Source organism: Bacteroides sp. (genome assembly GCF_019417265.1).
Taxonomy (GTDB): Bacteria; Bacteroidota; Bacteroidia; order Bacteroidales; family Bacteroidaceae; genus Phocaeicola.
On the sequence record NZ_DXVR01000098.1, the window covers coordinates 1 to 10,174 of the forward strand.

General features: G+C 40.0%; 11 protein-coding genes. 1 reads left to right on the top strand and 10 read right to left on the bottom strand.

Going from position 1 to position 10,174, the window contains the following annotated elements:
* Positions 1-246 precede the first annotated feature (246 nt).
* From QZ379_RS10675 to QZ379_RS10690, 4 genes are all read right to left on the bottom strand, one after another.
* A complete protein-coding gene (locus QZ379_RS10675; RefSeq protein WP_291564313.1) occupies positions 247-1,740 on the bottom strand; it encodes a hypothetical protein in 1,494 nt (497 codons plus the stop codon).
* Positions 1,741-1,822: 82 nt separating this feature from the next.
* Entirely contained in the window at positions 1,823-2,908 is a 1,086-nt protein-coding gene (locus tag QZ379_RS10680; protein ID WP_291564316.1) for a carboxypeptidase regulatory-like domain-containing protein, read from the bottom strand.
* A 33-nt stretch (positions 2,909-2,941) separates the two neighbouring features.
* A complete protein-coding gene (locus QZ379_RS10685) occupies positions 2,942-3,823 on the bottom strand; it encodes a DUF5683 domain-containing protein (RefSeq protein ID WP_291564319.1) in 882 nt (293 codons plus the stop codon).
* 8 nt (positions 3,824-3,831) lie between these two features.
* The gene (locus QZ379_RS10690; RefSeq protein WP_291564322.1) at positions 3,832-4,488 is read right to left on the bottom strand and encodes a hypothetical protein; all 657 of its coding nucleotides are present in this window, start codon (positions 4,486-4,488) and stop codon (positions 3,832-3,834) included.
* A gap of 179 nt (positions 4,489-4,667) precedes the next feature.
* On the opposite strand from QZ379_RS10690, the gene QZ379_RS10695 reads away from it, so the two are divergent.
* Entirely contained in the window at positions 4,668-5,015 is a 348-nt protein-coding gene (locus QZ379_RS10695; protein ID WP_291564325.1) for a helix-turn-helix transcriptional regulator, read from the top strand.
* 52 nt (positions 5,016-5,067) lie between these two features.
* On the opposite strand, the gene QZ379_RS10700 is transcribed toward QZ379_RS10695, so the two are convergent.
* The 6 genes from QZ379_RS10700 to purD are packed head-to-tail and all read right to left on the bottom strand — an operon-like array spanning position 5,068 to position 10,111.
* Positions 5,068-5,838 (bottom strand): ABC transporter ATP-binding protein, encoded by a 771-nt coding sequence (locus QZ379_RS10700; protein WP_291564327.1) that lies wholly within the window; start codon positions 5,836-5,838, stop codon positions 5,068-5,070.
* 17 nt (positions 5,839-5,855) lie between these two features.
* Positions 5,856-6,713 carry a zinc ABC transporter substrate-binding protein gene (locus tag QZ379_RS10705; RefSeq protein ID WP_291564330.1) on the bottom strand — a complete coding sequence of 286 codons (858 nt, stop codon included), beginning with the start codon at positions 6,711-6,713 and terminating at the stop codon, positions 5,856-5,858.
* A gap of 27 nt (positions 6,714-6,740) precedes the next feature.
* Positions 6,741-7,409 carry a tRNA (5-methylaminomethyl-2-thiouridine)(34)-methyltransferase MnmD gene (gene mnmD / locus QZ379_RS10710; RefSeq protein ID WP_291564332.1) on the bottom strand — a complete coding sequence of 223 codons (669 nt, stop codon included), beginning with the start codon at positions 7,407-7,409 and terminating at the stop codon, positions 6,741-6,743.
* A gap of 15 nt (positions 7,410-7,424) precedes the next feature.
* Positions 7,425-7,883, bottom strand: coding sequence for a YqaA family protein (locus QZ379_RS10715; RefSeq protein ID WP_291564335.1), 459 nt, complete (start codon positions 7,881-7,883; stop codon positions 7,425-7,427).
* Between the two features lie 5 nt (positions 7,884-7,888).
* Complete coding sequence (locus QZ379_RS10720; protein WP_291564337.1) at positions 7,889-8,830, bottom strand: hypothetical protein; 942 nt, start codon at positions 8,828-8,830, stop codon at positions 7,889-7,891.
* Positions 8,831-8,836: 6 nt separating this feature from the next.
* A complete protein-coding gene (gene purD / locus QZ379_RS10725) occupies positions 8,837-10,111 on the bottom strand; it encodes a phosphoribosylamine--glycine ligase (protein ID WP_291564341.1) in 1,275 nt (424 codons plus the stop codon).
* Positions 10,112-10,174 lie beyond the last annotated feature (63 nt).

Below are 10,174 nucleotides of genomic sequence, written 5' to 3' on the forward strand. Positions count from 1 at the left end.
GGACAAACAGAACCAAAACCTGTTGTGCTACCATTACACCATAGTCCAAACTTTATTGCTTTCTTCCGAAATGCGTGGCAAAGATACTATCTTTTTACGTTATCTTCCAAATTTTATGTGAGTTTTTTCTTTTTGAATTGCTATATTTATGGTTGAAAAACTCCTAAAATTAAACGCTTCGTCATTTGAAGTAAAACGACGAAGCGTTTAAACTCAAATGACGAAGCGTTCTGAAATGTACTGTTATTATAATTCAATAACCCTTGCTTTCACGTTTTTGAATTGTGGCATAGCCTCACCTATGCCGGCGTTAATATATGTAGGGTCACAAACTGTGTATCTTTGTCCGTTGAGGCTTACATAATCACCTTTATTGTATGATGGCAGCTTTACGGCAGTTGCAAGATGGTTTGGATAGTACAACAGTACTACATCGAGGTTCAGAACTTTTCTGACAAGGTATGAAAACAGTATAGCCCTGTCTTCGCAATCCGAATAGTTATAATAGAACAGCTCATCGACGAAGAACGGCCGCTCATATCCGAACTGTTCTTCATCGGTTTTGTATTCAAATGCTGTTTGTACGAAATTAAGGATTATACCTGTTGCTTCTTCTTTTGACTTTCCACCTGTCATCTGTCGCAATGTAGGCAGCAGTTTGTTTTCCAATGATGTGCTCATCGGTGTTTTGGCGTAAAGTTCCCAATCCATCATAGGATAGTCATTATATAGTTTCATCAGATTGGTGTCTACACTTGCCTTTATAGCCAAATCCGGATATTTTTTCGAAGCGAATACTTTTTCTTTTGATTCTTTAGCGAAATCGTCTAACTGTATTCTTTCTGATATCTGCACTGAACAGCTTTGTGACATAGGTGAGAAGTCGTGAGTGAATGTGTAGTATGAACCTTTTCCTCCATATTCTTCTATTATGTAGTATCTTTTGTTTCCTATTGTCAGATAGTTTTTCTTATATACGGTTTCCCTTATGGCAAGCAGCAGAAATAGGTCGGAGTTCTTTCTTGCTATTTTTACGTCGTATCCGCATTGTGCCAGAACGTATGCATGCATTAGAACGGCTTCGTTTCGTCCGCCTTCACCTTCTTTGCTCATAGAGTAATAGCCGTAACAAAGTTTTCCTACCATTATTGCGAAAGTATAGTCGTTCAGCTTCATTCTCTCCCTGTGTATCAGGAAATTGTTGACAACCTCTTCCATTCTTCCATCGGACAGTTCATTCCATGCCCTTCCTATCTCCTGTTCGTCGATACTTTTCAGTTTAATTCTTATGTCCTCTTTGTCACTGTATATTCTAATTTGTGCTCCGTAGAAAGTTGAAGAGAACATGCTTTTGCATTCATCTTGTGGAATTGTACCCGGCGGTATGTTTAATGGTACTCTTTTTTCCGGTTTAGGAATCTTTGTTATTTTGTCAATAGGAATCTTTACCGGTGGAATTTTAGGTTCATTCCTGTCTTTTATGATAGGTTTTACCGGTTCAGGTTTTACCGGTGGCTCCAGTCCTTTATAATCTTGTATGGCTTTCCAGCGTTGTGAGATAAGTTTTGCAAATTCACTGTTTCTTTTCTCTCGGTACTTTTCAAACTCGGTTTTTACTCTGTTCTTGTATTGCTCCAGTTCTGCTTTTCTTTTTTTCTTATACTCCTCCATAGAGATTTGTGCGCTAAGGTTTAGAGTGAAGAATGCAGAGATTATGATGATAAGGGATTGTATTCTCATAGTTGTAGGGTTTAATAAAAGCGAAAACAGCATAATCTGATATTGTGGTATCGGATTATGCTGGGATATTTTTAACTATTTGTTAATAAATTGGGACGTTCTTGAACTTTATTGTACGTTCTGAAAAAGTGCCTCCATCGTTGTATTTAGAAATAGCAATCTCAATGAGTGCCATACTCTTTACTGCTGCCGGCACATTCTTGATTGTAAGTTCGCCTTGTGTTTCCAATCCAGACACTAATGGTGTGTTCACACAACCAGAAGAAGGATTTTTCCCTGCAAACTTAAGATATGTAGAATTATAATCGTAAGAGTTTGACTGGTCATCCAATACATTACCTCCCCATGTGCCACCTATTGTGTATAATCTAACATCTGAAAAATCTTTCTCTCTTATGTTCTTTACGAAGAACTTAAACACGACATTCGAACTTGAGCGTTTGCAACTTACTATTCCAATCTCAATTTCAGGATCACAAGTTTCTGTTTTAGCACTTGAATAATCACCACTTGTTTCTCCGTCACCGTCTCCACCAGTATTTCCACCTTCTACAGTTTTATCGGCATCAATAAAGATACTTACAGATTCCCCTGATGTGTTAATAGTAATATTGCAATTTGCCTTTCCTGTAAATGTATTGTTTAATTTAATAGTAACTGCGCTTGATTTCCCGACACCTGTTGAACCTTTTACAGGGGAAACATCAAGCCATGAAGGAATATTTGTTATTTCCCAGTCGATATCTCCTGCATTTCCAAGGTTTTGTATATATATTGTATTAGAACTGATATCTTTCGTAAAATTTACAATATCTTTATCTACCCCTAATTTCGTATTCTGCGGTTTAGCAGACAATGAAACGTCACCAATGGCTCTTTCGCCGGCAACAACAGTTACATTCTTTACTGTAGAAGAATATCCTTCAGCCTGAACAGTGACCTTATATGCCCCCGCTTCAAGGTCAACAAACTCGTATGAACCGTCATTACCTGTTACTGTTGATTTTCCTGTAGGAGTAAGAGTTACTCTTGCACCTTGTATAGGTTCAGATGTATTACTGTTAACAACAACTCCATAGATATTGCCGAATGGATTTACTTCATCCTTCGCACACGAACTTAATAATACTATAGCAAACAATACTATAAGTGAATACAATTTTCTCATCTTTGTTTTATTTTAAAAGTTTATATTTAAAGATTAAAATCTCCATGATAATGAAACACCGCTGAAGTCATTGCTTGCCACCGGCTGTATGAGTGGAAATTCCTGTTTTCTCACTATCGTACGTTTTGCCCCGGGTGAAACAATAGCATCAATAAGATTATAGACATACAATGCTGCAGCAGCACCAATACATATATTTCTGGCATTTTCGCAATTATCGGCTTTAGAATTATATTTTTGGAAGAATTTCGGCTGTTCTTTCATTTTCTTTACATACGAGCTTCTTAGGCTTTCTGTTGCTATTATACCACCGATAAGCAATACTTCACCACCCATAATGCAGGCTCCCTTTACTTTCTGGCCTTTATATAATTGTCCCCATCCGGGTATTATGGAGCGTGCAAATCCTCTGATACCGTATTTACGGCTGAATGTTACATTGTCAAACAGTACAGGCAGTTCTGAAGTAGCAACAGCAAACAGAGTGTGACATACATACATGTTCTGCCATCCTATTCTTGCAGTTTCCCAGTATTCATCTATACGGTTTGCTGTAAGTTCCACTTCCTTACCTTTTATGTTTACCTTTACTTTGGAGTAGGTGTTTATTGTTTCGTTTAATCTTCCATTCGTAACAGACTGGTGAACATTCTGTACGCTTTCCCTGTCCATATTTACAGTAACGCTTCGCCTAAGTTGCTGATTGTCGGCTAATCTTTTTACACAAGCTTCCCTTGCCTCTTCAAGTGTAGACGCTTCTGCTGTTACCACAACATACATGAATGACGGATTTGAAGGTTTAGGCAGATGCGACATCCATTGTGGTACATATTTGTCTGATTTTGTTATGGAAGTCTGTGCATATAAGTTAACAAACAGGCATAACAAAATGAAAGTTATAAATAGCTTATTCATATTGTCTGTTATTGTAGATTGGCGCGTTGTTCGGCTTTGTATTTTTCCAAATCTTCTTTTATTGATGCGGCAAATCTATCACGGTTGAATTCTATACCTAATACTCCATCATCCGATAATTCGTTGGAGAGTTTTTTTGCCATATCATCAGTGTTTATTTTCTGTTCAATGCAAACATAACACTGTACTGTTCCATCAGACAAATCATAAAGATTGGTTTTAATTATCCTGTATCCGGTAGTACCCACAACAAATTGTCTTATGTGGCTTTGTATGCGTTCCTCATCAGCTGTTGATAGGTTCTTAGCTGCAGAGCCTCTATACCTGTCTCTTGCTCCTTCTACTGCAGTCTGTATTTGCTGAACCATTCTTATTACAGCATCCATTTCTGCATTTTCCATCGCAATACCTTCACGGAAACTTTTTCCTTCTCCATATGCTCTGAAACTGCCACTGTTTTCGGTAGCCAAAGTGATACATTCGTCAACTTCTCTTTTTTGTCTTTTGGGCTGATTTGTTTCCCACTGTGGAGTCTGTTCATTCTTCTGCATTTGTTGCTGATAAGCTAAAAATGCCTGATAGTCATTAGGTACTTGTGCTGTTTTGCATCCTACCATCATAAATGTGGCAATAGCCACTGCTGAGAATAATAAAACCTTTTTCATGATTAAGTGTTTTTTATATTAGTATTTGTAATTTATAATCAAAATATATTCAATGCGCGACAAATGTATCAAAAAATAACTGATAAAACAAATATAATAGGATAAAAATTAGGATAAAAACAGATATAATAGGATTTTAAAAAGTATTTAAGTGAAAAAAAACGGCTAATTTTACTATTATGGAAAAAAGTAATATCTATATTGGTGAAATTATATCGGACGTAATGTCTGAAAAGAAAATAACTAAGGCAGAACTTGCACGAAGACTAAATATACGCCCACAAAGTGTGGACTACCTGTTAGGTAGAAAAAGTATTGATACCGACACATTATATAATGTATCGGTAGCATTGGATTATGATTTTGCTCAACTCTATTCTATAAAAAAAGAACAGACAAATTTGGATACAACAGGAAATAATGAAAAGAAGATTAATAAAGCTAAAATTGTAGTAGAACTCGAACTTGAGAAAGAAGATCTGCTACGATTAAATTTAAAGAAAAAAATCTCATCATTGTTAGATTAGCTTATTCTTTTTTATTTTCTGTGAAAGATGTGAAAGTAAAAATCACATAGTATTACAGCATATCATGATTATGCTTCTTAAGCACCCTGTGTGGCAGTTCCCCATGTCCTAAAAGTTCGATTGGGCATTGGAGTTTCTCCTCTATCCATTCGGCTGAGACTTCGCTTTGAGGATGATAGTCCAAGGTGCCGTTTACGCAGGCTATACTCTTGACGGTTTGAAGCACAGAGCCTATGTCATGACTTACGAGAATGACAGCCCTTTGTTTGTTTATTTCTTCAAGCAGTGAGTATAGTCTGGCCTCGAAACGCTTGTCTATGTATGTGTTTGGTTCGTCCAGGATGATGGCTTTGGGATTTGAAACGATGGCTCTGCCCAATAAGGCTCTTTGCATCTGTCCGCCGCTCAGTTGCCCTATTGGCTTGTTTTCCAGACCCTCAAGTCCCATCATTGAAATGGTTTCCTTCACTCTCTCATAGTGCTCTTTGGTGAATCTGCTGAACAGTGATTTCTGTCTGTTCAGTCCCGAAAGTATAACTTCGTAGACTGATATAGGGAACTTTTTGTCTATCGAGTTATATTGTGGCAGATAGCCTATTTCCAACTGTTCGACAGGCATTCCATTGTCATAGAATTTGATTTCTCCTTCCGATGGCTTCAGAAGTCCTAATATGACCTTCATGAGAGTGGTTTTTCCACCGCCATTCGGCCCTATGATGCCTAAGAAATCCTTCTCGGATATTTCGAGATTTATGTCGTGAAGGACAGTCTTCCGGTCGTAACCGGCAGACAGGTTTTCTATTTTAATTATGCTGTTGTTCATTTATTTCCGGTTGTATTCTATTTTGTACACAGTGCCTTGGCGGTGTTTGTCATTTCTTCTGTCCAGTTATAATTCAGAGGGTTTACAGGAATGACTTTCACACCAAGCTCCTTGGCTATTGTTTCTGCATTGCGCATATCGAATTCCTGCTGTACGAATATCACTTTAGCGTTCTTCTCCCTGCACAGTTTTATCAGCGACTGCAGATGTGCCGGCGATGGTTCTTTTCCGCCTTCTTCTATGCTTATCTGTTCCAGACCGTAGTCCCTTGCAAAGTATGTCAGTGCAGGATGGTAGATAAGAAATGTTTTCTCGGCTCCTGATATTATGTTTCTTATCTCATTGTCGATCCTTTCTATGATCTCCGTAATACTGTCAAGCTTATGCTGATAGTAGTCAGAGTTCTTGTTGTCTATTTCCTCCAATGCATTGCAGATATTGTTGGCTATTATTTTGGCATTCTCCGTAGAGTTCCAGATGTGCGGTTCGATGCCGTGCTCTCCATTATTGCCATGAGAGTGAGAACATTGCTGATGAATCAGGTTCACTCCGGCAGAAGTGTCGTAGAATGGCAGTTTCGGGAAGTTTTCCTGCAGTTTGCTTATCCACGACTGTTCGAATCCGATATATCCTATGCGCAGATAGGCGATGCTTTTGTTCAGATTCACCATTTGCTGCGGTGTAGGGTCATAAGTCTCTGGACTGCTGCCTTCGGGTACGATGCTTACTACGTTGAACTTGTCGCTTGCAATCGCTTCTGTAAAGTATCTTAGCGGTTCTATGGTGACAGTTATTGTAGGCTTGTCGTTCTTTTCGGTATTCCGGCATGACGATAGAGCTAAAAGCAGACATATTATAGGTAATAATGTTTTCATGTTACGTTAAAATTTAAAGGATATATACTATTTGTCCGTAGCCTTTTTCGTTCCTCTCAGTATTTCTCTTTTGCCTCCCGGAGGACCCGGCAGACGTTCTACTATGAAACCTGCTTCCTGAAGCATGCGTCTGACTACTCCCTTTGCGCAATATGTGGTCAGTATTCCGCCATCATTCAATACTTCATACAGATTGTTGAACAGCGTCTGGCTCCACATTTCCGGCTGTTTTTCCGGAGCGAAGGCATCAAAGTAGATAATGTCGTAGCCATTTCTGAAACGGTATTCCGTAAAGTCGCCTTCTATCTTTTCGATAGTGAAATTTCCGGATATGGTTTGCGGTGAGTTCCATCCGGCGTTGTGGATAGAGTAAAACAGCTCGCTCTCTTCGGGTGCTATAAGTTCAGGATAGTCAAGAAGCTTTATAGTTTCCATATCTAAAGGATATTTCTCTATTGTGGTATAGAATATGCTTCTGTTGTCTTTTTCAGCTTCAAGCGATGTAAGGAAAGCATTCAGTCCTGTTCCAAAACCTATTTCAAGTATGCGTGGTGTTGGGGCTGATGAATGCTTCAGTCCCATATTGATGAATATATGTTCCGATTCGGTAAGCGCTCCTTTCACCGAGTGGTAATGTTCGTCCAGTTCCGGAACGAACAGGGTATAGCTTCCGTCAGCAGTCTTTTCTATTTCCATAACTGTCATATTTTGTTATAAGGATATCAGTTTTAGGGTTGTAGCCACCAAGATGGCATATCTGGCCAGCTTGCCTATAGTCATGGATATGGCCACTATAACGGCATTGGCTCTCATAAGCCCGAGGACTACCAGTATGGCATCACCTATTACCGGCAGGAACGACAGGAATGCTATCCACGAACCCCGTCCCTTGATAAACCTTTCGGCTTTGTCCATCTGCTTTTTGCTGACTCCCAAATACTTTTCTATCCATTCCATCTTACCCAAATGTCCTATCCAGTAGCATGTCAATCCGCCTAAGGCATTTCCGGCTGTAGTCGAGAGTGTGGACAGTATCGGGTCCAGTCCAAGTCCTATGCATGCCAAGAGTACAGCTTCAGAGCTGAACGGCAATACCGTTCCCGCCAGGAATGCCGATATGAACATTCCCCAATAACCCCATTCCGTAAGAAACTGAAGTACTGTATCCATATTTTTTAAAATCCAAAATTAAAAGCAAAGTGACTCATTATATTATATACAGCCATCAATGCTGTTACAACAAACGACACTATCATAAAGAGATATGTGAATCTGTTGCTCTTCTGTATCATTATGTATCCGTACAGCAATGCGCACATTGTTATTATTATAGGCAGTACGGATTTCAACATTACAGGTTGTGCTATTATCAATATTGTTTCATATATCCCAATAGTGTTGATTACACTTATTATGATTCTGTTTTTTACTTTGTCGCTCTGTGAAGTTATTATACTGAATATACCGCTGAGGGCTGATAGCAGCAAGACGCATCCGGTGGTTATCAGATGCTGTAACGGTATATTTCTGTAGGTGTCAATGTCCCATTTAAGAATATTGTCAAACCATGTGTAAACCATCGGACTGCTGCCTGAATATATGTCATATCCGGTTATAATCCAATATGGAGTACATAATCCTATTATTCCTGCAAAGAATGTTCGTGTACTTAATGCTCTGAGTTGTGACATCGTTATGAGCAACAATGGAGCAGAATGTATTATTCCTGGCTTTATAAGACTTGCTATAGCCAGCCAAAGGAATGCATGGAATATGTATGCAGAAGCGTTTTTCGATTCGTAACTTCTCAGAAGGCAGTAAAGGCTTCCCATGAAAAGCAGCAGAATCCAGCATTCCCCTTTGCCATATTCATGAAGAAACAATGATGCCGAATACAGTACGGCAAATAAGGCAGAGGGCAATGATGAGCGGCTTCTTATGAGGGCAAACGATGTGTTTAGCTCTACCAGCAGGTATGTTACCAGACCTCCTATGAGGAAGGAAACGGCTTCCATCTTGTCATTGAAACCAATTATCCACAGAATTACAGATAATATGATAGTTACCGGAAGTGTCAGTCTTCCGGTAGCTATATGATATTGAAAGCGGTTACGCATGATATATTATAAGTCGAAACCTATGTCTGAACGGAAATATTTCTTCTCGAACTGTATTTTACCGGCGTTCTGGAACGACATAGCCAGAGCTTCTTCCTTGTTCGCGCCGTAAGAGCTTACAGCTATTACACGTCCTCCTGCTGTAACGACCTGTCCGTCCTTAACAGCTGTTCCGGCATGGAATACGATACTTCCACCGGCCTTTGCATCTTCGATACCGCTCATAGGGAATCCTTTTTCGTATGCTTCAGGATAGCCTCCTGATACCAGCATAACGCATACAGCCGAGCGAGGGTCTATCTCAAGAACACGCCGGTCGAGGTTGCCTTCTGCAACACCTTCGAGCAGGTCAACCAGGTCGCTCTTGATACGGAGCATCACGCTTTCTGTTTCAGGGTCACCCATACGTACGTTGTATTCTATCACCATTGGTTCGCCCTTCACGTTGATAAGTCCGAAGAAGATAAATCCCTTATAGTCGATACCTTCTTCTGCAAGACCTTCTACTGTAGGACGTATGATGCGGTCTTCCACCTTCTTCATCCATTCTGCATTTGCAAACGGAACAGGTGAAACAGAACCCATACCTCCTGTGTTAAGACCTTTGTCGCCTTCGCCGATACGTTTGTAGTCTTTTGCTTCAGGCAATATCTTGTAGTTCTTTCCGTCTGTAAGAACAAAAACTGAACATTCTATACCGCTAAGGAATTCTTCGATAACTACTGTGGCAGAAGCACTTCCGAACATACCGCCAAGCATTTCTTTCAGCTCCTTCTTTGCCTCTTCCAGTGTAGGGAGAATCAATACACCCTTTCCGGCACACAATCCGTCAGCCTTAAGCACGTATGGAGCTTCAAGAGTCTCAAGGAAAGCCAATCCTTCTTCAAGGTTTTCGGCTGTAATGCTCTTGTAGCCTGCTGTAGGGATGTTGTGACGCTGCATGAATCCTTTGGCAAATTCCTTGCTTCCTTCAAGCACAGCACCTGCCTTAGAAGGACCGATAACAGGGATTGACTTCAATGCCTCGTCGTCGCGGAAAAAGTCATATACACCCTTTACCAATGGATCTTCCGGACCTACTACCACCATGTCAACCTTGTTTTCAACGACAAACTGTTTGATGGCATTAAAGTCGTCAGCCTTGATAGCTACATTTTCACCAACTTCGCGTGTTCCGGCATTTCCCGGAGCGATGTACAATTTCTCAACTTTTGAGCTTTGTGCAATTTTCCATGCCAGAGCATGTTCGCGGCCGCCTGAGCCAAGTAGTAAGAGTTTCATATTTTGAGTTTTTATAGTCAAAAAGAAATGCTTTGCGAATTGAGCAATCGGAAATTGAGAGTC